This window comes from Klenkia sp. PcliD-1-E, assembly GCF_024124375.1.
GTDB lineage: Bacteria > Actinomycetota > Actinomycetes > Mycobacteriales > Geodermatophilaceae > Klenkia.
On record NZ_JAMXRZ010000035.1, the window covers coordinates 13,616 to 35,412 of the forward strand.

Here is a 21,797-nt window from a genome sequence, read left to right on the forward strand (position 1 = left end):
GGCATCGGTGGTGGCGTGCCCGGGCGGCACCCGCGGAGCCGGTGCACCCTCCCCCACCACCGGGCTTGCCGGCCCGGGAGCTGGACGACCTGCCCGGCTTCTTCACCGCACCGCCCGGCTCCCCTCGGGCCCTGCCGGCCGGGCCGGCCGCCGACGACCGGGCCGATGCGTCGACCACGGAGGCTTCGGCCGGCACCGCTGCCGACCCGGACCGGCTGGCCGGCGGAGCGGGCGGAGCGGGCGCCGAGGGTGCCGGCAGGAGGTGGGGCCGGCGCCGCGTCGCCCTCGCCGGCGCGGTCGTCGTGGTCGCCGGCGCCGTCGTCGCGGCCGTCACCGTCGGCGGCGGGGACCCGGGGAGATCGGCTGCGGACAGCACCGCCGGCCCGACCAGCGCCGCGACGGGCACGACCGCGGCGACCACCACACCGACGCCGGCTGCGCCGCTGACCGCCGCGGCCGCCGGGGACCTGGCCGGCACCGACCTGGCGCCCGGTGCGGACGGGTTCACCGCCGAGGTCTCCTTCGCCGGCGTGGTGCTGGAACCGCGGGCCGTCGGCGTCACGGTGGCCTACCCGAGGCTGCGGGCCAGCGGCGACGGCGAACGCAGCGTCGCCCACGTCGAGCTCGCGGTGTGGAACTGCCTGGCCGACACCCCGCCGGCCGACCCCGCCACTGCCGACTGCCGCCGCGGCCTGGTGGAGTACGCCGACCTGCCCTCGCCCGAGCTGTCGACCACGCGCACCGGCGACGGGGTGCAGCTGACCGGTTCCTTCCCCACCTACACCCGGCCCAACGGGTCGGCGCCGTCCTACACCGGCCGCAGCTACACCCTCGACGTCGAGGTGGCCGACCGCCGCGGCACCGTCACCGGCACGCTCCGGTTGGGCGACGGCGTGGCGGACGCGCTGCCCGGGGGCAGCCTGTCCGTCGGCTGACCCGCCGGGTCAGCGGCCGCGCGAGTCGGCGACGAGTGACACCCATGGCTGCCCCGGCGCGTCGTGCAGGCCCGGCCCGAAGCCGAACCAGGGACGGCGGGCGGCGCCGTCCAGCAGGGTGAGCAGGCCCGCCCGGGCACCGTCACCGGCAGGGACGACGGCGTGCTCGAGGACCCCCGCGGCCGCGTGCACCCGGATGAGCGTGCGGACGTCGGCGAGGCGGGAGCGGGCCGGGCGATGGGCCAGGAAGGCCGGCAGCCACCGCTCCAGTTCGCCGGGGTCGGTGGACCGCCGCACGGGGCCGACGTCGTCGAGGCCGTCCACCAGGGCCCGGCTGCGGGTGGTGCGGAACACCGCGCCCGTGCCGAGCCGGGCCCCGACCGCGGCGAGGACCGGGTCGCCCAGCGGCAGGCCGGTGAGCTCGAGCTGCCACGGGCCGCGGGTGCCCAGCACCATGTCGACGACACCGTCGGCCAACAGCGCCGCTGCGTCGGCATCGGCGGCCGGCAGCCGTCGGGGAGCAACGCCGGGCGGACCCGGCGGGCCGCCGTCCCCGAGCAGCCGGTGGACGGTGACCCGGCGACCGCGGTGCAGCACGGGTGCGGACGACAGCAGGGCCGCCCCGTCGGGACGGCCCTGCTGGTGCGCATCGACGACCACGGCCCGGTGGCGCACCCGGGGGACGGGGACCGGCGCCGCGTGCAACGCGGCGGCCAGCCAGGGCCCGCGGGCGGTGGTCGGTGTCGCTGGTCCTGCCAGGAGCGGGGCGGCGGCGCGGATCTCCCGCACCACCTCTGCCCGTCCTCGGGCCACCCGGGTGATCACCCGTCCATGGTGGCCCACGCCGGACGTGGGGCTCAGACCGCCCGGCGGCGCAGGCGGCGCCGCTCGCGCTCGGACAGACCGCCCCAGATGCCGAAGCGCTCGTCGTTGCCCAGGGCGTACTCCAGGCACTCGACCTTGACCTCGCACCCGGTGCAGATCTTCTTGGCCTCGCGGGTCGAGCCGCCCTTCTCCGGGAAGAACGCCTCGGGGTCGGTCTCGGCGCACAGGGCGCGCTCTTGCCACCCCTGGTCCTCGTCCTCCAGCCCGGCGGACCAGCTCAGGGCGCTGAACCCGGCGACGCCGCTGCCGGCCTGCTGCTGCTTGTACTCGCTCAACCACGACACCTCGGCCATGACGATGCGTCCCCTCTCGCTCTCGTCACAGTGCGTGATCATCGGGCCACTCCCGACGGCGCGCACTTGGTGACACCGAGGGAATTACAGCCGTGTCAGTTGGGTGGGGTCAAGTCGAGCCGTTCGTCCCACCCGCCACACGCGTCACAGCGGTCACGGAGGGTTCCGGAAGCGTCACCAAGCCCGGAGACACGCCGCCCCGTTGGACAACTTCTGCCTGACGAACCCAGTTGTTTGGTCCAGATCATTCCGACACGGATCCGGCCTCGAGAACGGGTCTTGCCATCAGGCACCATGGTGTGCATGCGGATCGTGGTCGTGGCCGGCGGCATCGGCGGCGCCCGATTCCTGCTCGGGGTGCGTGCTGCGGCCCCGGACGCCGACATCACGGCCGTCGTGAACACCGGCGACGACGTCACCCTGCACGGCCTGCGCATCTGCCCGGACCTGGATTCGGTGATGTATACGCTCGGTGACGGAATCGACCCGGTCCGGGGATGGGGTCGCCGCGACGAGAGCTGGGTCGTGAAGGACGAACTGGCTGCCTACGGCGCCGAGCCGACCTGGTTCGGCCTCGGCGACCGGGACCTGGCGACCCACCTCGTCCGCACCCGGATGCTTGACGCCGGTTACCCGCTGTCGGAGGTCACCCTGGCCCTCGCCCAGCGCTGGGACCCCGGCGTGACCCTCCTGCCGATGAGCGACCAGCGGGTGGAGACCCACGTCGTGGTGACCGACCCCGACAGCGGCCGGCAGCAGGCCATCCACTTCCAGGAGTGGTGGATCCGCCACCGAGCGGCGCTGGACGCCGAGGCCTTCGTGCAGGTCGGCGTCGACGACGCCCGGCCCGCGCCCGGCGTGGTGGAGGCCTTCGCCGACGCCGACGCGGTGCTGATCGCGCCGTCCAACCCGGTGGTCTCCGTCGGCACCGTGCTCGGTGTCCCGGGCCTGCGCGATGCACTGCTCGCCTCGCCCGCCCGGGTGGTGGGCCTGTCCCCGGTGGTGGACGGAGCCCCGCTGCGGGGCATGGCCGACCGCTGCCTGCCGGCGATCGGCGTCGAGGTCAGCGCCGAGGGCGTCGGGCGGCACTACGGCGCCCGGTCCGACGGTGGGCTGCTGGACGCCTGGCTGGTGCACGAGAACGACACCGCCGACGTGCCCGGCGTGGACGTGCGGCGGGTGCCGCTGCTCATGACCGACCCCCCGGCCACGCAGGCGATGGCGCAGGCGGCGTTGGATGCCGCACGTGGGTGAACCGACGCCGGGCCTGACGATCACGCCGGTCACCGGCCTGCCCGAGTTCCGCCCGGGCGACGACCTGGCCGGTGCCGTGGCGTCAGCGGCGCCCTGGCTGGCCGACGGCGACGTCGTGGTCGTGACCAGCAAGGTGGTCTCCAAGGTCGAGGGCAACCTGGTCGCCGTGCCGGCGGGTGCCGACCGGGAGGCAGTCCGGCAGCGGGCGATCGACGCCGAGACCGTGCGGGTGGTGGCCCGCCGCGGCCCGTTGAAGATCGTGGAGACCCGGCACGGCTGGGTCGTGGCCGCGGCCGGGATCGACGCGTCCAACACCGCCGGCGACACCCTGGTGCTGCTGCCCGAGGACGCCGACGCCTCGGCGCGGCGGCTGCGGGCCGCGCTCCAGGAGCTGCTCGGCGTGACCGTGGCGGTCGTGGTCAGCGACACCTTCGGCCGCACCTGGCGGGACGGCCTCACCGACGTCGCCGTCGGGTCGGCCGGCATCCCGGCGCTGCTGGACCACCGCGGGGACGTCGACGCGCACGGCAACCGGCTGGAGACCACCCAGGTCGCGCTGGTCGACGAGCTGGCCGCGGCGGCCGACCTGGTGAAGGGCAAGCTCGCCGGCGTCCCGGTCGCCGTGGTCCGCGGCCTGGCGGTCACCCCGCCCGAGGACGACGCCGGCACCCGACCGCTGGTCCGGCTCGGTCCCGGCGACCTGTTCGCACTCGGCACCCGCGACCTGGTGCCCGCCCGCAGCCCCGCGGCCGCCGTCGTGCCCCGGCCCGGGGCGCTGGAGGCGGTGGCGGCGGCGTTCCGCGTCGCGGTCGCGGCGCTGCCGGAGTTCCCGGTGGTGTTCTCCTACGGCAGCGAGGAGGACGACGTCGTCGACGTGCACCTCACCGACGCCTCGACCCCGGCCACCGCCCTGGCGTTGGGCGCACTGCTGGGGGCCGCGCTGGTGCAGCTGCACGCCGAGGGCTGGGCCACCCGGTGGGAGCCGGTCGGCTCCCCAGGCGGGTCGTCGCTGGTCGGCCGCATCCGGCTGGGTGCGCCGGCCGGTCAGTCCCGGTAGCCCGAGGCCATCGCCTCGTGCAGGGCCGCCCGCCAGTCCCGGCGGGCGGGCAGACCGGCGTCGTCCCACGCGCTGCCGTCCAGCACCGAGTAGGCCGGCCGCGGGGCCGGACGGACGAAGGCCGCCGACGTGGTGGGCAGGACCCGGGCGGGGTCCTCACCGAGCTCGGCGAAGACCGCCCTCGCCAGGCCGAACCAGCTGACCTGGCCAGCGTTCGTGCAATGCAGCATGGGCGGAACTGGCCCCTCGGCCCGGCCCAGCGCCACCAGCCCGGCGGCGAGGTCGGCCGACCAGGTCGGCGAGCCCACCTGGTCCTCCACCACGGAGACGGTGTCCCGCGACCGCTCCAGGGCGGCCATCGTGCGCACGAAGTTGCTCCCGTGCCGGCCGTGCACCCACGCGGTGCGCACCACCGCGACGTCCCCACCGGCGCCCGCGACTGCCCGCTCGCCCGCAAGCTTCGTGCGCCCGTAGGCCGAGCGCGGCGCGGTCGGCGCGTCGACCGGGTAGGGCTCGGTGGCCCTGCCGTCGAAGACGTAGTCGGTGGACACGTGCACCAGCCGCCCGCGCCCGACGAGCTCCTGAGCCAGCCAGCCAGGGGCGTACCCGTTGACCACCAGCGCGGTCGCCTCGTCGTCCTCCGCGGCGTCCACGGCGGTGTAGGCCGCGGCGTTGACCACCACCGCACGGTGCGCGCTGACCCCCGCGAGCCAGGAGCGCACCGCGCCGCGCACCGACGCCTCGTCGGTCAGGTCCACCTCGGCCCGCCCGACGGCGGTGACGTCGTCCCCGGACCCGGCCAACGCGAGCTGCAGGTCGTGGCCGAGCTGGCCGCGCGCGCCGGTGACGAACCAGGCCGTGCTCACGCGCGGGCGGTGGCCGCCGCGGCCTTCAGCGGTTCCCACCAGGCGCGGTTGTCGCGGAACCACTGCACGGTCAGCGCCAGGCCGTCCTCGAAGGTCATCCGCGGCGCGTAGCCCAGCCCGGCGGTCTTGGAGTAGTCGACGGAGTAGCGCTTGTCGTGGCCGCCGCCGCGGGGGTCGACGATCTCCTCGACGTAGGACCAGTCGCGGCCGGTGGCGGCCAGCAGCTGCTCGGTGAGCTCGCGGTTGGACAGCTCGCGGCCTCCGCCGATGTTGTAGTACTCCCCCGGCCCGCCCTTCTCGACGACCAGCTGGATGCCCCGGCAGTGGTCGTCGACGAACAGCCAGTCGCGCACGTTGGCGCCGACGCCGTAGAGCGGGACCGTCTTGCCGTCGAGCAGGTTGGTCACGAACAGCGGGATGACCTTCTCAGGGAAGTGGTACGGCCCGTAGTTGTTGCTGCACCGGGTGATGGAGATGTTGAGCCCGTAGGTCTTGGCGTAGGCGCGGGCGATCAGGTCGCTGCCGGCCTTGGCTGCCGAGTACGGCGAGTTGGGTTCGAGGATGTGGTCCTCGGTCCACGATCCCTCGTCGATCGAGCCGTAGACCTCGTCGGTGGACACGTGCACGACCCGGCCGACCCCGTGCCGGAGCGAGGCCTCGAAGACCTGCTGGGCGCCGAGGACGTTGGTCAGCACGAACCCGGCCGCCCCGGTGATGGAGCGGTCGACGTGGGACTCGGCGGCGAAGTTGACGACGACGTCGTGACCGGGCAGCGCCGCATCCAGGTCGGCGGGCGAGCAGATGTCACCCTGCACGAAGCGGTACCGGGGGCTGTCGGCGACCGGGGCGAGGTTGGCCAGGTTGCCGGCGTAGGTCAGCTTGTCGAAGACCGTCACCTCGGCGTCCTCGTAGCCCGGGTAGCCGCCGGAGAGCATGGTCCGGACGTAGTGGGAGCCGATGAAGCCGGCACCGCCGGTGACGAGGACGCGCATGAGCAGGACGGTATCGGGGCGCCCGTAGGGTTTCGGGCATGCGCGGCATCGTCCTGGCCGGTGGCACCGGCAGCCGGCTCTTCCCCATCACGCAGGCGGTCAGCAAGCAGCTGATGCCGGTCTACGACAAGCCAATGGTCTACTACCCGCTCTCGACGCTGATGATGGCCGGTGTCCGCGAGGTGCTGGTCATCACCACCCCCGCCGACCAGGCGGCCTTCGAGCACCTGCTCGGCGACGGGTCGCGGCTGGGCATGCGGATCGAGTACGCGGTGCAGCCCCGGCCCGAGGGCCTGGCGCAGGCGTTCCTCATCGGTGCGGAGTTCATCGGCGACCAGTCGGTGGCCCTGGTGCTGGGCGACAACATCTTCTACGGCGCGGGCCTGGGGACAGCGCTGTCCCGGCTGCCCGACCCCGACGGCGGGCACGTGTTCGCCTACCACGTGGCCGACCCGGCGGCCTACGGCGTCGTCGAGTTCGACGACGAGGGCCGGGTGACCTCCATCGAGGAGAAGCCGGCCGCGCCGAAGAGCTCCTTCGCCGTGCCGGGCTTGTACTTCTACGCCGCCGACGTCGTCGACGTCGCCCGCTCGATCACCCCCAGCGCGCGCGGCGAGCTGGAGATCACCGCCGTCAACGAGCACTACCTGCGCGAGGGCCGGCTGACCGTCACCGCGCTGGACCGCGGCACCGCGTGGCTGGACACCGGCACCTTCGCCTCGCTGCGCCAGGCCACCGAGTTCGTCTCGGTGGTCGAGGAGCGGCAGGGCCTGAAGATCGGCTGCATCGAGGAGGTCGCCTGGCGCAACGGCTGGCTGGACGACGACGGCCTCCGGCGGGCGGCCGAGCCGCTGGCCAAGAGCGGCTACGGCGACTACCTGATGGGGCTGCTGGCGTGAACGTCCGCGAGCTAGCCGTGCCCGACTCCTACGTGCTGGACCTGGTTCCGCACGGCGACAACCGGGGCCGGTTCACCGAGTGGTACCGGGCCGACGTGCTCACCGAGGCGGTCGGCCACCCGCTGACCCTGGCCCAGGCCAACCACTCGGTGTCCGCCCGCGGCGTGCTGCGCGGCGTGCACTTCGCTCTGGTGCCCCCGGGGCAGGCGAAGTACGTCTACTGCCCCGCCGGCCGGGTGCTGGACGTCGTGGTCGACGTCCGCATCGGGTCACCGACGTTCGGCACCGCGGACGCCGTGGAGTTGGACAGCGAGCACCCCCGCGCGGTCTACCTGGCCGAGGGCCTCGGCCACGCGTTCGTGGCGCTGGAAGACCGGACGTCGGTCACCTACCTGGTCTCCACCGGCTACTCCCCCGGGCGGGAGTTCGGCGTGCACCCGATGGACCCCGACCTCGCGCTCCCCTGGCCCGCCGACGTCGAGTTCGAGCTGTCGGCCAAGGACACCGCCGCCCCCACGCTGGCACAGGCACGGGACCGGGGCCTGCTGCCGACGATGGAGCAGTGCACCGCCCGGTACGAGGAGCTTCGCGCTCAGAACCGCCGGTAGTCGGTCGGGGACATCCGCGGGCCCCGCTTCGGCGGGCGGGACCCCCCGACCTCCAGCAGCCGGACAACGCGCTGCCGGTGGCCGCGGAAGGGCTCCAGCAGCTCCAGCATCCCGGCGTCGTCGGTCTTCCGGCCCGCGAGCGACCAGCCCACCAGGTTCTTCAGGTGGTAATCGCCGACGCTGACCTGGTCGGGGCAGCCGATCGCCCGCTGCGCCACCTCGGCCGCCGTCCACACCCCGATGCCGGGGACCGAGCGCAGCCGACGACGCAGGCCCTCGCAGTCGGTGTGGTCGTCGCACTCCAGCCGACCGGCCACCGAGGCCACGGCCAGCAGCGCGCGGCGCCGGGCGCCGTCCAGGCCGCAGCGGTGCCACTCCCAGTCGGTCACCGCCCGGACCCGTTTGGCCGACGGCGCCACCCGCATCCCGGCCGGCGCCGGCCCCGGCGCGGGGTCGCCGGCCAGCCGGCACAGCTGCACCCAGGTGCGGTGCGCCTCGATGCCGGTCACCTTCTGCTCCAGGACGGCGGGGACGAGGGCGTCCCAGACCCGGCCGGTGCCGCCGATCCGCAGCCACGGGGAGGCCCGGTGCAGCCGCTCGACCAGCGGGTGCCGGTCGGCCGGGAAGTCCTCGGGCCGGTCGTCGGCGCCCAGCCACCGCGGGACCGCCTCCAGCGCCCACGCCGCACCCGGGCCCCAGGCCTGCGCCCGCACCAGCCCCGCCCGGGCGGTCAGCCGGACGGTGGCCGCGCCGTCGGGGGTGGTGGTGGTGCGCCAGGCCGCGCCGTCGTCGGCGTACTGCAGCGTGGGGTCGCTGTGCCCGTGCCGGTGCGGTGACAACGCGCGGCGCACGTCCAGCGGCCAGTCGGCCTGCCAGGTCCGCTCCCGGGGCAGGACGGTCGCGGCGGTCACGGACCCGAGGGTAGGCGTCTCAGGCGTACCGGCCGGGGAAGCGTTCCTCGGCGGCGGCGAGCAGCTGCTTGACCCGCTCGGCGTCCCCGACCGGGCACACCATGGTCACGTCGGCGGTGTGCACCACGACGCTGTCCCGGACGCCGACGAGGGCGACCAGGTGGTCGGGGTCGTCGGAGAGCACGACGTTGCCGCTGCTGTCCAGGGCGACGACCGGGCCGCGGACGGCGTTGCCTGCGTCGTCGGTGTCCAGGGTGTGCGCCAGGGCGGGCCAGGAGCCGACGTCGAGCCAGTCGACGTCCAGGTCGACCACGAGCACCCGGCCGGGCTCGGTGGCCGCGGGCTCGAGCACCGCGTAGTCGACGCTGATCTTCGGCAGGGTCGGGAAGACCTCCTGCAGAGCAGCCTGCCGGTCGTCGGCGGCCACGATCCGGGCCAGCCCGTCGGCGGACTCCGGCAGGTGGTCGCGCAGCGCGTCCAGCACGGTCTGCGCCCGCCAGACGAACATGCCGGAGTTCCAGAGGTACTCCCCGGAGTCCAGGTAGCCCTGGGCCGTCGCGAGGTCCGGCTTCTCCCGGAAGGAGGCCGCCTCGGCCGCGCCGGCGACCTCGGTGGGCGCGCCCTTCTGCACGTAGCCGAAGCCGGTGGCCGGCGAGGTGGGCGTGATGCCGAGGGTGACCAGCGACCGCGGCCGGACGGCGAGGCAGTCGTAGGCGGTGCGCAGCGCGTCGGCGAACCGCTCGACGGGCCGGATGACGTGGTCGGCCGACACGACGGCGAGCTCGGCGTCGGGGTCGGCATCGGCGACGAGGGCGGCCGCCAGGCCCACCGCGTTGGCGGTATCGCGGGCCACCGGCTCCAGGATCAGCCGGTCGGCACCGAGCTCGGGCAGCGCGGCCCGGACCATGTCGCCGTAGCGGGCGGCCGTGCACACCCAGATCTGCTCGGTCGGCAGCACGGCCTGCAGCCGGGTGAACGCCTCGGCGAGCAGGCTGTGCGCACCGCCGCCCTCCTCGGCCACCACGTCGAGGAGCTGCTTGGGCCGGGCGGACCGGGAGAGCGGCCACAGCCGCGTCCCGGAGCCGCCGGCCATGATCACTGCGTGCCGCACGGGGAGCCTCTCGTCAGGGGGTGGGGGGGTCGAGCTGCTGCTGGGGGGCCGCGCCGGCGCCGACCCGGCCGCTCACGTAGGAGACCAGCATCCGGGCGCCGAGCCCCGCGCGGAGCGCCGCCCGCAGGGGTGCGTGCCGACGGCGCGGGTACTGGCCGGCCAGGTAGCGCAGCGCGCTGGTGTGGTGCACCCGCTGCATGCGGTGCGGCTGCCTGCGGGTGGCGTGCCCGCCCTCGTGGGTGACCGTCGCGGTCGGGGCGTAGACGCTCAGGTACCCGGCCCGGCCCAGGCGCTCGCCGAGGTCGACGTCCTCGAAGTACATGAAGTAGCCGGGGTCGTAGCCGCCGACGGCGTGGAAGGCCTCCAGGTCGACCAGGAAGCAGGACCCGGACAGCCAGCCGGCCGGGCGCTCCCGCGGGGCCTCGCGCTCGCGGCGGTAGCGGGCGGTCCAGGGGTTGGCCGGCCAGACCCACCCGAACACGGCGTGGCCGGTCCCCGTGGACAGCGACGGCAGGTCCCGGGCCGAGGGGTAGAGGTCGCCCTCGGGCGTGGCGATGGCCGGCCCGACCACCGCCGCGCGCGGCCAGCGCGCCGCGGCCGCGAGGAGCTCGTCGACCGATCCGGGGTCGAGCACCACGTCGGGGTTGGCGACCAGCGCCCAGCCCGACCGGACGTCGGCGAGGCCGGCGTTGACGGCCGCCCCGTAGCCGATGTTGCCCCCGGTCGGGAGCACCCGGACGTCGTCGCGCCGCGCTGCCTGCGCCTCGGGCGCACCGTCGGTCGACCCGTTGTCGGCCAGCACCACGTCGAGGGCGAGCCGGGTCGCCGTGCGCAGGCTGTCCAGGAACGGCCCCAGGGACTCCCCGGGCGAGTAGGTCACCGCCACGACCCGCAGCGTCCCGCTCACGTGCGCCTCCTCCGCCACCACGGGCCGGTGCCGGCGGCGGCCCGGAATGCCTCCAGGTGCCGGTCGGCCGCGCGGGCCCAGGTGAACCCGGCCGCCCGCTCGCGCGCCGCCCGGCCGAGCTCGGCGCGGCGCTCGTCGTCGTCGAGCAGCCCGCGCAGCGCGGCCGCGATCGACGTGTCCTCGACACCGGAGTAGGCCACCGCGTCGCCGCCCACCTCCGGCAGCGCGAGGCGGTCGGTGGTCAGCACCGCCGCCCCGCAGGCCATCGCCTCCAGCACCGGCAGCCCGAACCCCTCGCCCAGGCTGGGGTAGGCGACGACCTGGGCACCGCCCAGCAGGGCCGGCAGGTCGGCCAGCGGCAGGTAGCCCGGGCGCACCACGGTGAGGTCCGCGGGGACCGCTGCCACGGCGCTGTCGACCTGGTCGTCCCACCCCTGGCCGCCGGCCAGCACGAGCGCCGGCGCGTCCGGGCGGTCGGCCACGGCGCGGGCCCACCCGCGGACCAGGGCGGGGACGTTCTTGCGCGGCTCGATGGTGCCCAGGAAGGCCACCCAGGGCCGGCCGGCGAGCCCCAGCGCCTGCGCCACCCGCTCCGCGTCCGCGGTGGCGGGCGGGCGGAACAGGGCGGTGTCCACGCCGTGGTGGGCCACCGTCGTCCGGTCCGGACGGACCCCGGCCTCGCGGGCCACCTCGGCCCCCGTCGCCGCCGACGGCACGACCAGGTGCGCCGCCAGCCGTCCCGAGACGCGGGTCCAGGCGCGGAAGAAGCGCGCCTTGACCGGGGAGTGCAGGTGGGGGTCGGTGAAGAACGTCGCGTCGTGCAGGGTCACCACGACGGGGACCGGCGCGAGCAGCGGCATCGTGTAGTGCGGGCTGAGCAGCACGTCGGGCCGCCGGCGCATGGCCAGCAGCGGCAGGCCGACCTGCTCCCAGACCAGCCGGGCCGCCGGGCGGCCGGCCCACCCGGCCACGGGCAGGACGCGCGCCCCGGTCGCGGCGGCCAGGTCACGGTCGCGGTCCTGCACGACGACCTCGATCTCGACCCCCGGGCGGACGAGGTCCGGGAGGAGCGCGTCGAGGTAGCGGCCCACGCCCCCGCGGTCGGCCGGGACGGCGGTGGCGTCGACGAGCACCCGGAGGGTCACGCGCGGCTCACCACCCGGCCACCCTACGGCGCGCGGCGCCGGTGACCGGCACCCGGCGGCTAGGTTCGACCCGTGGCCGCCACCGACGCCCTCCGGGTCGCCATGACCGTCGAGCAGTGCTGGCAGCCGGCGCCGGGCGGGTCGGGGACCTACATCCGCGAACTGCTGCGCGCCTACCGGGACCTCGACGACGTCGCCGTCACCGGCGTGTCCGCGCTGCACCGCGGCGCCCCACCGACCGACGGCCCGCTCGGTGTGCCGGTCCGTCGGGTGCCCCTCCCCCGCGCACTGCTGTACCGGGCCTGGCAGCGGGCGCGCCTGCCCCGCACCGGCCGGGCCGACGTCGTGCACGCCACGACCTGGGCCGTGCCCGGGCGGCGGGTGCCCCTGGTCGTGACGGTGCACGACCTGGCCTTCCGCCACGAGCCCGAGCACTTCACCCCGAACGGCGTCGCCTTCTTCGAGCGCGGCCTGGCCATCGCCCGGGACGAGGCGGTGGCGGTGATCGTGCCGTCGACGGCCACCGCGGAGGACTGCGTCGCGGCCGGCATCGAGCGGGAGCGGGTGCACGTGGTCCTGCACGGGGTCCGGGCCGGTGCGACCACCCCGCAGGGCGTCGCGGACCTCCGTCGGCGGCACGGCCTGACCCGGCCCTACGTGCTGTGGGCCGGGACCCGGGAGCCGCGCAAGAATCTGCCGCGCCTGCTCGCCGGGTTCGCCGGCGCCGTCCGGGCCGGTGCCGACCTGGACCTCGTGCTGGTCGGCCCCGAGGGCTGGGGCACCGAGCGCGACCGGCTGGCGGGGGTCGGCGAGGACCGCGTCCACGTGCTGGGCAGGCTGGACGCCGGCGACCTCGCGCACGCCTACGCCGGGGCGCACGTCTTCTGCTTCCCGTCGCTGCGGGAGGGCTTCGGCATGCCCGTGTCCGAGGCCATGGCCCACGGCGTCCCGGTGGTCACCTCACGCGCGACGGCGATGGAGGAGGTCGCGGCCGGCGCCGCCGTCCTGGTCGACCCGCTGGACGAGGACGCCGTCGCGGACGGCCTGCTCGAGGCCGCGGGCACCCGGCACGACGCCCTGGCCGCTGCGTCCCGCGCCCGCGCCGCGCACCTGGATTGGCACGCCGCGGCCCGCGGCACCCTGGCCGTCCTGCGGCGCGCCGCCGGCTGACACCGCCCCGCCCCGCCCGGGCCGGCCGGCCGGCGGTGCGGGAGGCTCAGGCGTGCGCATCGGACTGGACGCCACTCCTCTGCTCGGCCGCCGGACGGGCATCGGCCGCTACGCGCTCGAGCTGTCCCGGGTGCTGTGCGCCGACCCCGGCGACGAGGTCGTGCTGACCGCCTTCACCGCCCGCGGGGCCAGCGGGCTGGTCGACGTCGCACCCGCCGGGGCCCGGTTGGCCGGGCGTCGCTGCCCGGCCCGGTTGCTGCGGGCCGCCTGGACCCGGCTGGAGGTCCCCTCCGTGGGGCTGCTGGCCGGCCGCACCGACGTCTTCCACGCGACCAACTTCGTGCTGCCCCCGCCGGGACGCTCGGCCGGGGTCGTCACCGTGCACGACCTGTCCTACCTGCACGTGCGGGACGACGTCGACCGCGCCAGCCTCGCCTACCGCGAGCTGGTGCCCCGCAGCCTGGAGCGCGCCGCCCGGGTCATCACGCCCTCCGCCGCGGTCGCGCGCGAGCTGCTGGAGACCTACGACGTCGACCCCGACGTGGTCGTGCCCGTGCCGCTGGGCGTCGACCCGGTATGGGGCGCGGCGGTCCCGGACCCGGCGGTCCGGGACCGGCTGGGGCTGCCGGGCGACTACGTGGTCACCGTCGGCACCGTCGAGCCGCGGAAGAACCTGCAGACGGTGGTCGCGGCCCTCGCGGCCCTCGGCGGGCACCCCCGCGCCCCGCACCTGGTCGTCGTGGGTCCACCCGGCTGGGGCCGCGCCCTCGACCTGTCCGGGCTGCCCGCCGAGCGCGTGCACACCACGGGGTACCTCGACGACGCCGACCTGCCCGCGGTGGTGGCCGGGAGCCGGGCCCTGCTGTTCCCCTCCCGCTACGAGGGGTTCGGCCTGCCGCCGCTGGAGGCCCTCGCGACCGGGCGGGCGGTGCTCGCCAGCGACCTGCCGGTGCTGCGCGAGGTGCTCGGCGGCCACGCTCGCCACCTCCCCCCGGACGACCCCGCCGCGTGGGCCGATGCGCTGCTCGAGCTGCCCGCCGAGGACGACCCCGCGGTGGTCGCGGCACGCCGTCGCCACGCGGCGGGCTTCACCTGGGAGCGCTGCGCGACCACCACCCGCGAGGTCTACGCGGCCGCACTGCGACACGCCGGGGGGCCCGGCCGGGGGTGAGGGTCTGGGAGGATGCGTGCTGACCACGCAGCGCGACCCCGCCGTCCCGCGGCCGTACCCGTCCGCCCGCTCAGCCGTGGTCGACCAGCTCAGGAGGAGTCCGTGGCCCAGCGAACCAGCCCGGGGACGACGCCCGCCGGCGACGACGCCCTCGACCCGGCCCCGCAGACCGGCGCGGGACGCGCCAGCGACGCCGCCACCACCCGCAAGGGCCGGTTGGAGTTCCTTGACGCGCTGCGCGGCATCGCCGCCTTCGTGGTCGCCGTCCAGCACATCGGCGAGACCCACTGGGTGGAGGTGCTGGGCTGGTCGCACCACTGGTTCCGGGCCGGCGAGTTCGGCGTCCTGGTGTTCTTCCTCTGCAGCGGGTTCATCATCCCGGCGTCGCTCGAGCGGCGGAACGACCTCGTCGAGTTCTGGATCGGTCGGGCGTTCCGGCTGTGGCCGCTGTACCTGGCGGTCATGGCGTTGATCATGCTGGCGTGGGGCACGTCGGCACGCCTGGCCCCGCCTGCCGGCTTCCGCGTCCTGGAGGACGGCGTCCTCAACCTCACCATGCTCCAGGTCTTCTCGACCCGGCCGCTGGTGATCGGGGCGTCCTGGACGCTGGGCTACGAGCTGGTCTTCTACCTGCTCGTCTCGGTGCTGTTCCTGCTGGGTCTGCACCGGCGGTCCACGACCACCTCGGTGGTCCTGCTGGTGGCCGCCCTGGGCGCCGGCGGCCTGACCAGCCTGTGGATGCTGCAGCTGAGGCCCACCGACACCTGGTGGACGTTCCCGGCCGCCGGTCTGCTGCTGGTCGCCGTCGCGGCCGGTCGGGTGCCGGCGTGGCACGGCCGGGCCGCCGTCGTGGCGATGGGCGCGGTGGTGGTCCTGGCGATGTCCAACCGCCCCCACGACCTGTACTTCTCGCTGCTGCTGCTCGGCTCGATGTTCGTCGGCACCGTCCTCTACCGCTTCACCGCCGGCCAGGTCAGCGGTCGGGTGGCGGCCCGGGTTTTCGGGCTGGCGCTGGTCGTGATCGTGCTGGCCCAGTACAGCTGGCACATCGGCTACACCGAGCCGATCAGCGGGGAGACCCCGCGCTGGTGGACCGAGGCCGGCACGTTCGTGGCCGCCTACCTGGTCTTCGGTGCCGCCCTGCTGCTGCGCCACCGCAGCTGGCCGCGGGCCCTGACCTACCTGGGGACGATCAGCTACTCCGTCTACCTGCTGCACGCCCTGGTGCTCATCGTCTTCCCGCCGCTGCCCGGCGGACCCTGGGTGGGGTTCCTCGCGATGATGGCGGCCACCCTGCTGGGCTCCGTGCTGACCTACCACGTCGTCGAGAAGCCGGGCATTGCCTGGGGCCGACGGGTCACCGCGGCCCGCCGGGCCCGCCTCGCCGGCCGGGGCTGACCCTCCCCCGGGGGCGCCGCCCGGGGGGAGCGGTCAGGCCCCGGTCCGCGCCCCGCGCTCGTCCCCCGGGCCGCCGACGCCGTCCGCCGGCCTGTTCTCCAGGGCTACGACCGTGGCCGACTGCAGGCTGTTGATCTGGTGGACCAGCGGGTCGATCTGCCACGACAGCGCGCGGCGCAGCACGCGCTTGACCAGGCGCACCGGGCGCCGCGGGTGGTTCACGTCGGGCGGGCCCAACCGCCCCAGCCGCCGCACGGGCGCCGACGCGGACACCGTCCGCACCTCCCCCGTCGTGGTGGGGCGCGCACGCCGCCCCCGGCCGCTGCCCGGCCGGGTCGACGCCCGGGCACGCACGCGCGCCTGCACCAGGTCGTGCAGGTCGCCGTCGGCGGGCAGGTCGTCGGCCCAGCCCGTGTCCGCCGGCAGCTCGCGCTCGGGCAGGCGCTCGATCATCGCCTCGCGCAGCTCGGCGTCGTCGTCGACGAGCCGGACGTCGGCCTGCTGGGCCGCCTGCTCGGACAGCCCGCCCACGCGGGAGGCGATGACCGGCCGGCCGAACAGGCCGGCCCGCTCGAGGACACCCGAGGACCAGATGTTGCGGTAGGGCAGCACCACCACGTCGGACGCGACGATCCACCGGTCGAACAGCTCGTCGCTGACGTAGCCGCTGTGCAGGTACGCGCCCTCGGTCATCGAGCACAGGTCGGCCAGCTCGCGCTCGTAGCTGACCATGTCGGGGTCGTCCACGCGGACGGACCCGACTACGTGCAGGCTCGCACCGTCGCCGCCGAGGCCGTCGAACGCCTCGACGGCCCGGTCGAAGCCCTTGGAGGGCTGCACGAACCCGATGGCGAGGAACACGGTCTCGTCCTCCGGGAGGCCGAGGCTCTCCCGCGCCCGCGCGCGGTCGACCGTGGTGTGCGCCGTGAAGTCCGCGCCGTGCGCGACCAGGCTCACCCGGTCGGGGTCGACGCCGAAGTTCTCGATGAACGCGGTGCGCTCGGAGGCGGTGTGCACCTTGACGTCGTCGACCAGGGCCCACAGGCGCCGGGCCGCGAGGCCGTCGGGTCGCCGCGGGTTGCCGTGCCGGCCGTCGATCTCGTGGACGACGACCTCCAGCCGCTTGGCGAGGGCGAAGGGCACCGCGAGGGCCAGGCTCTCGGTCAGCCGCGACTTCGCCCGCCCGGGGTCGGGGTAGAAGAAGTCCGGGTGGAACTGGACGACGACGCGGTCGTAGTCCCCCACGCGCTTGGCCAGGGCCAGCGCTCCGCGCGGACCGACGAGGTCGAGGTGGTGGTGCGCGGCGGAGGGCCCCGGCGAGAGCACCTCGACGTCGTGGCCCTGGGCGCGCAGCGCCCGGACCGTCTGCAGGGCGTAGGTGGCGATGCCGTCCCGCACCGGCGGGTAGGGCGAGACCACGAGGATCCTCTCCCCGCCCTGCGGCGGGATGGTCACGCGGTGGTCCACGAGCGGATCCCCTCCTCGACGCCGTCGAGGACGACGTCCCAGGTGTAGTTGGACAGGACGTAGTCCCGGCCGCCGGAGGCCAGCTGCTCCGCGAGCTCGGGGGCCTCGGCCACGAACCGGAGGCACTCGGTGAACTCCGCCTCGTCGTCGTAGACCAGGCCTGCACCGCTGCGCTCGCAGTGCCAGCGCACCACGTCGCTGCCGCCGTTGGCGATGACCGGCGTCCCGGCGAGCCACGCCTCCATCACCGTGCGGGAGAACGCCTCGAACCGGCTGGGCTGGATGTAGGCCGCCGCGGCGGCGAAGGCGTTGTCCCGCTCGTGGTCGGGGAGGAACCCGAGGTCGAAGACGCGGTCGGCGATGCCGGCGGGGGGCCGCACCTCGCCGCTGCCGAAGGTGACCAGCGACAGCGGCAGACCGGTGCGCTCCACGGCCCGGCCGAAGGCGGCGAGCATGTCCTCCCAGCCCTTCGCGCCCTCGCGCCGGCCCGCGTACAGCACGAAGCGCTCGGGGAGGCCGTAGCGCTCGCGGAAGCCGTCCGGGTCGTAGGACTCGGGGACCTCCACCCCGCAGCCCACCACCGCGTGCGGGGCCAGGCGGGAGGAGACCCGGTGCGCGAGCTCGTGCTCGGGCTCGGTCTGCAGGAACAGCCCGGCGATGCCCGACAGGACGGGGTCGAACAGGTCCAGGTAGGCCGCGGGCTCGTCGTGCAGGCACGTCCACAGCAGGCTGCGCTCGGGCAGCAGCTGGCTGCCGGCGTAGGCCGGCCAGAACACGTAGGGCCCGTAGACAAGCGCCCGGTAGTCGCGACCGTTGTCGAGCAGGTGGTGGTACAGCTCGGGTGAGCGCATGCCGGCGTTGATCCACCGCTGCTGCTGCTGCAGGCCGAGCTTCTGCCCGGTCGCGACGGCGTGGTCGAGGAAGCCCCGCTCCGGGTTGTCCTCGAACACCGCGGGGAACCGGCGCACCTTCAGGCCCTGCTCCACCGACTCCCCGGCAGGCAGCACGTTGTCCCAGGAGAAGTGGTCGATGGCGCAGGTGGTGAGGATCTCGACGTCCCACCCCCGCGCGGCCAGCCGCTTGGCCATCTCGGCCAGGACGATCTCCGCCCCGCCCACCATGCCCTCGCCGAACCGGGCGGGGACCAGGCCGATCCGCCCACGGCGGTCGACGTCTGCAGGCACTGTCACTGCTCCCTCTGTGTCTGTCACGGGCGAGGCAGCGCCTCGGCCTCTGCGCGTGCGTCCACCCGGTCACCGGCCACCGAGTAGGCGGGCACGAGGTGGACGGTGCCGTCCTCGACGGCGTCGGTGACCACGCGGAAGGTGGCCACGCGGTTGACCCGGTGGAACACCGTGCGGTTGCCGGTGTCGGCGATGGCCACGCTGAACTGGTAGATGCCCTCGGCGAGGGGGACCTCCGGGAAGTCGACGGCCACTCGCGCGGTGCCGGCGTCCAGACGCGGCAGCTCCACACCGACCTTGTCGCTGTTGGCCCCCCAGACGACCTGACCGCCGGAGTCCTCGATGGCCACGCCCACGATCCAGTCCGACAGCGGCCGGTCGGTGCTGACGGAGAAGGACACCCCGAGCTCGGCACCCGAGCTCACCGTGCGCACCGGCTCGCCGTCCCGGCCGTGGACGGCGACGTCGGACACCAGCACCCGACGGTCGCCGGACTCGGCGTCGTCCTCGGTGTCGTCGCTCTCGGCCGCCTCCTGGTTGAGGTCGCGGAACATCCGCACGGCCTGGGTGGGGGTCCCGTCCAGCAGCATCGTCCCGTGGTCGAGGAGCACGGCGCGGTCGCAGAGCTGGCGCACCTGGTCCAGGCCGTGGCTGACGAACACGATGGTCCGGCCCTCCCGCTGGAACCGGCGGATCCGGTCCAGGCACTTGCGCTGGAACGGCTCGTCCCCGACCGACAGGACCTCGTCGACGAGGAGGATCTCCGGGTCGACGTGCACCGCGACCGCGAAGGCCAGGCGCACGTACATGCCGGAGGAGTAGAACTTCACCTGCGTGTCGATGAACTCCTCGATGCCCGAGAAGTCGACGATCGCGTCGAAGTACTGGTCGACCTGCCGCCGGGTCAGCCCGAGGATCGAGGCGTTGAGGTAGACGTTCTCGCGGCCGGTCAGGTCGCCGTGGAACCCCGCCCCCAGCTCCAGCAGCGCGGCCAGCCGGCCGCGCCGCTCGACGTAGCCGGTCGTCGGGGTCAGGATGCCGCCGATGATCTTGAGCAGGGTGCTCTTGCCCGACCCGTTGTGGCCGATCAGGCCGGTGGTGCTCCCGGCCGAGAAGACGAGGTCGATGTCGCGCAGGGCCGTGAACGCCTCGGCGTGCTCCTTCGAGCGGCGGGCGTTGACCAGCCGCTCCTTCAAGGACTTGTCCTTGCGGAGGGCGAACTCCTTGGTGACGTTGTGGACGCGGATGACGTCGGTCATGGGTCAGAGCTCCTGGGCGAAGTTGCCCTGCCACCGGGCGAACACGCGCTGGGCGAACCAGACGAAGACCAGCCCCACCAGGATGATCACGCCGAGCCGCAGGTAGAGGTTGCCGTCGTAGTAGAACGGCTGACCCTGCTCGGTCAGACCGCCCGGCCACAGCGCGCGCTGGAAGGCCAGCACGATGTTGGCCATCGGGTTGGCGAGGTAGACCTCGAACAGCGCGGTCAGCGAGTGGTCGTCGACCAGGGTGGTGCGCACCTTGGTCCAGTCGTAGACGATCGGTGTCATCCAGAACCACAGGAGCAGGCCCACCTCGACGAGGTAGGTGATGTCCCGGAGGAAGACGTTGCCGGCCGCGAGGATCAGGCCCAGGCCCGTGGCGAACAGGACCAGCGCGACCAGCGCGAGCGGGACGAGCAGCAGGTCACCGGGCGCCGGGAACGTCCACGTCACGACGTAGGCGCCGACGAGGATGACCGCCTGCAGCAGGAAGTTGACCAGGCCGGCCCCCACCACCGCGAGGGGGAACAGCTCGCGCGGGAAGTACACCTTCTTGACCAGGCCCGCGTTGCCCACGATCGAGCCGGTGCAGCCGCCGAGGATGTCGGTGAACAGCGTCCAGGCGAGCAGACCGGTGAACAGGTAGACCCCGAACTGCGGGATGACCCGGCCCGAGCCGAGGAAGACCCCGATCGCGACGGCGTAGACGAGCAGGTAGAGCAGCGGACGCAGGAGGGTCCAGAAGAACCCCAGCACGCTGTCCTTGTACTTGACCTTCAGTTCCTTCTTGATCAGCTGCCCGAGCAGTTCGCGGTAGTCCCAGATCTCCTTGGCGGTGGGCCAGAAGCCGCGGAGGAAGGGGGTCGGCTGGTTGACCCGCTCGAAGGGCCGGTCGGCGAGGGGGACCTCGACGGCGACCGGTGTCGCCGGGGTCGCCCGCGGCACCTCCGTGCTCGTGCCGTTGTCGACTGCCATGCCGGCGATCGTACGTAGGCCTGGCAACGACCCCGGGGATGCACGGGTCCCCCGGGGGTCCCCCGGGGCGGGTGGGGCCGGTGGGTCCGCCGGGCCCCCGGACGGCCCCCCCGGCATGGGCTACGGTGCCCGGGGGGCCGGGACCGGTGGCTCCGCCGCACCGAGGGGGAGTACGTCCTGGACATCGTCGTCTGCGGAGCGCAGAAGCCGTTCGTGCGAGGCGGGGCCGAGCAGCACCAGGAGAACCTGGTCGCGGCCCTGGCCGGCGCCGGCCACCGGGTCGACCTCGTGCGGCTCCCCGTGGCGTGGGAGAAGGGCCGGCTCTTCGACGCCCCCCTCGCCTGGCGGATGGTGCCGCTGGACGCCGACCTGGTGATCGCCACCAACTTCCCCTCCTACTTCGTGCGCCACCCGAACAAGGTGGTGTGGTTGCTGCACCAGCACCGGGGGGCCTACGACGGGTTCGCGGCCGGGGCCTCGTGGTCGGACTTCGGGCTTGACGACACCAGCCTGGAGGAGCAGCGGCTGATGACCGAGTGGGACGCCGCCGCGCTGGGCGAGGCCCGCCGCGTCTACACCAACTCCGGTGTGGTGTCCCGGCGGCTGGCCCGGTTCAACGGGCTGACCGGCACGCCCCTGGCCCACCCGCCGCCCATGGCCGACGTCCTGCACCCGGGGCCCTACGGCGACTACGTCCTGTCCGTCCAGCGCCAGGAGGCGAACAAGCGCCCCGGCCTGCTGGTCGAGGCGATGGCGGAGCTGGCCGGCACGGGCAGCGGGTTGCGCGCCGTGCTCGCCGGCCGCGGCGAACTGCTGGAGCCCCTGCGTGCGCGGGTGGGCGAGCTGGGGCTGGGCGACCGAGTGCAGGTACCGGGGTTCGTCCCCGACGCGGAGGTCGTCGATCTGTTCGCCGGCGCCCTGGCCGTGGTGTACGCCCCCGAGGACGAGGACTACGGGTACGCCACCCTGCAGGCCTTCCACGCCGGCAAGCCCGTCGTGTGCGCGGCCGACTCCGGTGGCGTCCTGGACTGGGTGGAGGACGGCGTGACCGGCCTCGTCACCGACGGCAGCCCGGCAGGCATCGCGGCCGCGCTCGCCCGCCTGGACGCCGACCGCGACCTCGCCCGGCGGATGGGCGAGGCCGGTCGCGCCCGGGTGCGCGAGCTGTCCTGGCCCGCCGTCGTGACCGAGCTGACCCGGCCGTGAGCGACGACCCGCCGCTCGTCCTGCACCTCGGCGACCGGCCGCCCGCCGCGCTCCGCCCGGTGCTGATCGCGGCGGGGCCCCGGTGGTCGCCGGTGGCCGGC

At 74.9% G+C, this 21,797-nt stretch carries 21 protein-coding genes; 9 read left to right on the forward strand and 12 right to left on the reverse strand.

The features are described 5' to 3' along the window. Nucleotides 1-65: 65 nt before the first annotated feature. Nucleotides 66-935 carry a hypothetical protein gene (locus NH342_RS09150; RefSeq protein ID WP_253013947.1) on the forward strand — a complete coding sequence of 290 codons (870 nt, stop codon included), beginning with the start codon at nt 66-68 and terminating at the stop codon, nt 933-935. Nucleotides 936-944: 9 nt separating this feature from the next. Here the strand turns inward: NH342_RS09150 and NH342_RS09155 are convergent, their stop codons facing one another. Continuing rightward, nucleotides 945-1,760 carry a hypothetical protein gene (locus NH342_RS09155; RefSeq protein ID WP_253013949.1) on the reverse strand — a complete coding sequence of 272 codons (816 nt, stop codon included), beginning with the start codon at nt 1,758-1,760 and terminating at the stop codon, nt 945-947. 32 nt (nt 1,761-1,792) lie between these two features. Then, on the reverse strand, nt 1,793-2,113 hold the full coding sequence (locus tag NH342_RS09160) for a WhiB family transcriptional regulator (RefSeq protein WP_253014016.1): 321 nt from the start codon (nt 2,111-2,113) through the stop codon (nt 1,793-1,795). A 303-nt stretch (nt 2,114-2,416) separates the two neighbouring features. On the opposite strand from NH342_RS09160, the gene cofD reads away from it, so the two are divergent. After that, complete coding sequence (cofD, locus tag NH342_RS09165) at nt 2,417-3,367, forward strand: 2-phospho-L-lactate transferase (protein WP_253013951.1); 951 nt, start codon at nt 2,417-2,419, stop codon at nt 3,365-3,367. Further along, entirely contained in the window at nt 3,351-4,424 is a 1,074-nt protein-coding gene (locus tag NH342_RS09170) for a coenzyme F420-0:L-glutamate ligase (protein ID WP_374209421.1), read from the forward strand. Before cofD ends, NH342_RS09170 begins: the two co-directional genes overlap by 17 nt. Here NH342_RS09170 and rfbD read toward each other — a convergent pair. Together rfbD and rfbB are read right to left on the reverse strand one after the other, a co-directional pair. Then, a complete protein-coding gene (gene rfbD / locus NH342_RS09175; protein ID WP_253013955.1) occupies nt 4,412-5,290 on the reverse strand; it encodes a dTDP-4-dehydrorhamnose reductase in 879 nt (292 codons plus the stop codon). The two genes, NH342_RS09170 and rfbD, sit on opposite strands and share 13 nt — an antisense overlap. Continuing rightward, nucleotides 5,287-6,282, reverse strand: coding sequence for a dTDP-glucose 4,6-dehydratase (rfbB, locus tag NH342_RS09180; RefSeq protein ID WP_253013957.1), 996 nt, complete (start codon nt 6,280-6,282; stop codon nt 5,287-5,289). The genes rfbD and rfbB overlap by 4 nt, the downstream gene beginning before the upstream one ends. Nucleotides 6,283-6,320: 38 nt before the next feature. On the opposite strand from rfbB, the gene rfbA reads away from it, so the two are divergent. Both rfbA and NH342_RS09190 read left to right on the forward strand, forming a co-directional pair. Beyond that, complete coding sequence (rfbA, locus tag NH342_RS09185) at nt 6,321-7,181, forward strand: glucose-1-phosphate thymidylyltransferase RfbA (RefSeq protein ID WP_253013959.1); 861 nt, start codon at nt 6,321-6,323, stop codon at nt 7,179-7,181. Beyond that, nucleotides 7,178-7,789 (forward strand): dTDP-4-dehydrorhamnose 3,5-epimerase family protein, encoded by a 612-nt coding sequence (locus NH342_RS09190; protein ID WP_253013961.1) that lies wholly within the window; start codon nt 7,178-7,180, stop codon nt 7,787-7,789. The genes rfbA and NH342_RS09190 overlap by 4 nt, the downstream gene beginning before the upstream one ends. Here the strand turns inward: NH342_RS09190 and NH342_RS09195 are convergent. From NH342_RS09195 to NH342_RS09210, 4 genes are read right to left on the reverse strand one after another with little or no spacing between them, the layout of a single operon-like run. After that, on the reverse strand, nt 7,774-8,700 hold the full coding sequence (locus NH342_RS09195) for a DNA-3-methyladenine glycosylase (protein WP_253013963.1): 927 nt from the start codon (nt 8,698-8,700) through the stop codon (nt 7,774-7,776). The two genes, NH342_RS09190 and NH342_RS09195, sit on opposite strands and share 16 nt — an antisense overlap. A gap of 19 nt (nt 8,701-8,719) precedes the next feature. Next, nucleotides 8,720-9,811, reverse strand: coding sequence for a sugar phosphate nucleotidyltransferase (locus NH342_RS09200; protein ID WP_253013965.1), 1,092 nt, complete (start codon nt 9,809-9,811; stop codon nt 8,720-8,722). Between the two features lie 13 nt (nt 9,812-9,824). Continuing rightward, nucleotides 9,825-10,718 carry a glycosyltransferase family 2 protein gene (locus NH342_RS09205; RefSeq protein ID WP_253013967.1) on the reverse strand — a complete coding sequence of 298 codons (894 nt, stop codon included), beginning with the start codon at nt 10,716-10,718 and terminating at the stop codon, nt 9,825-9,827. Then, nucleotides 10,715-11,863 carry a glycosyltransferase family 1 protein gene (locus NH342_RS09210; protein ID WP_253013969.1) on the reverse strand — a complete coding sequence of 383 codons (1,149 nt, stop codon included), beginning with the start codon at nt 11,861-11,863 and terminating at the stop codon, nt 10,715-10,717. Before NH342_RS09210 ends, NH342_RS09205 begins: the two co-directional genes overlap by 4 nt. Before the next feature lie 72 nt (nt 11,864-11,935). On the opposite strand from NH342_RS09210, the gene NH342_RS09215 reads away from it, so the two are divergent. From NH342_RS09215 to NH342_RS09225, 3 genes are all read left to right on the forward strand, one after another. Then, on the forward strand, nt 11,936-13,033 hold the full coding sequence (locus tag NH342_RS09215) for a glycosyltransferase family 1 protein (protein WP_253013971.1): 1,098 nt from the start codon (nt 11,936-11,938) through the stop codon (nt 13,031-13,033). Nucleotides 13,034-13,085: 52 nt separating this feature from the next. After that, entirely contained in the window at nt 13,086-14,204 is a 1,119-nt protein-coding gene (locus NH342_RS09220; RefSeq protein ID WP_253013973.1) for a glycosyltransferase family 1 protein, read from the forward strand. A gap of 102 nt (nt 14,205-14,306) precedes the next feature. Beyond that, nucleotides 14,307-15,602 carry an acyltransferase gene (locus tag NH342_RS09225; protein ID WP_253013975.1) on the forward strand — a complete coding sequence of 432 codons (1,296 nt, stop codon included), beginning with the start codon at nt 14,307-14,309 and terminating at the stop codon, nt 15,600-15,602. A 33-nt stretch (nt 15,603-15,635) separates the two neighbouring features. On the opposite strand, the gene NH342_RS24160 is transcribed toward NH342_RS09225, so the two are convergent. The 4 genes from NH342_RS24160 to NH342_RS09245 are packed head-to-tail and all read right to left on the reverse strand — an operon-like array spanning nt 15,636 to nt 20,490. Further along, nucleotides 15,636-17,057: a glycosyltransferase family 4 protein gene (locus NH342_RS24160; RefSeq protein ID WP_253013978.1), complete on the reverse strand. Its 1,422-nt coding sequence runs from the start codon at nt 17,055-17,057 to the stop codon at nt 15,636-15,638. Next, nucleotides 17,054-18,253 carry a glycosyltransferase family 4 protein gene (locus NH342_RS09235; protein ID WP_253013991.1) on the reverse strand — a complete coding sequence of 400 codons (1,200 nt, stop codon included), beginning with the start codon at nt 18,251-18,253 and terminating at the stop codon, nt 17,054-17,056. Before NH342_RS09235 ends, NH342_RS24160 begins: the two co-directional genes overlap by 4 nt. A 23-nt stretch (nt 18,254-18,276) precedes the next feature. Continuing rightward, nucleotides 18,277-19,512: an ABC transporter ATP-binding protein gene (locus NH342_RS09240; RefSeq protein ID WP_253013993.1), complete on the reverse strand. Its 1,236-nt coding sequence runs from the start codon at nt 19,510-19,512 to the stop codon at nt 18,277-18,279. Nucleotides 19,513-19,515: 3 nt separating this feature from the next. Next, nucleotides 19,516-20,490: an ABC transporter permease gene (locus NH342_RS09245; protein WP_253013995.1), complete on the reverse strand. Its 975-nt coding sequence runs from the start codon at nt 20,488-20,490 to the stop codon at nt 19,516-19,518. 213 nt (nt 20,491-20,703) lie between these two features. Between NH342_RS09245 and NH342_RS24165 the strand changes: the two genes are divergently transcribed. Beyond that, entirely contained in the window at nt 20,704-21,696 is a 993-nt protein-coding gene (locus NH342_RS24165; protein ID WP_253013997.1) for a glycosyltransferase family 4 protein, read from the forward strand. The last annotated feature ends 101 nt before the right edge of the window (nt 21,697-21,797 follow it).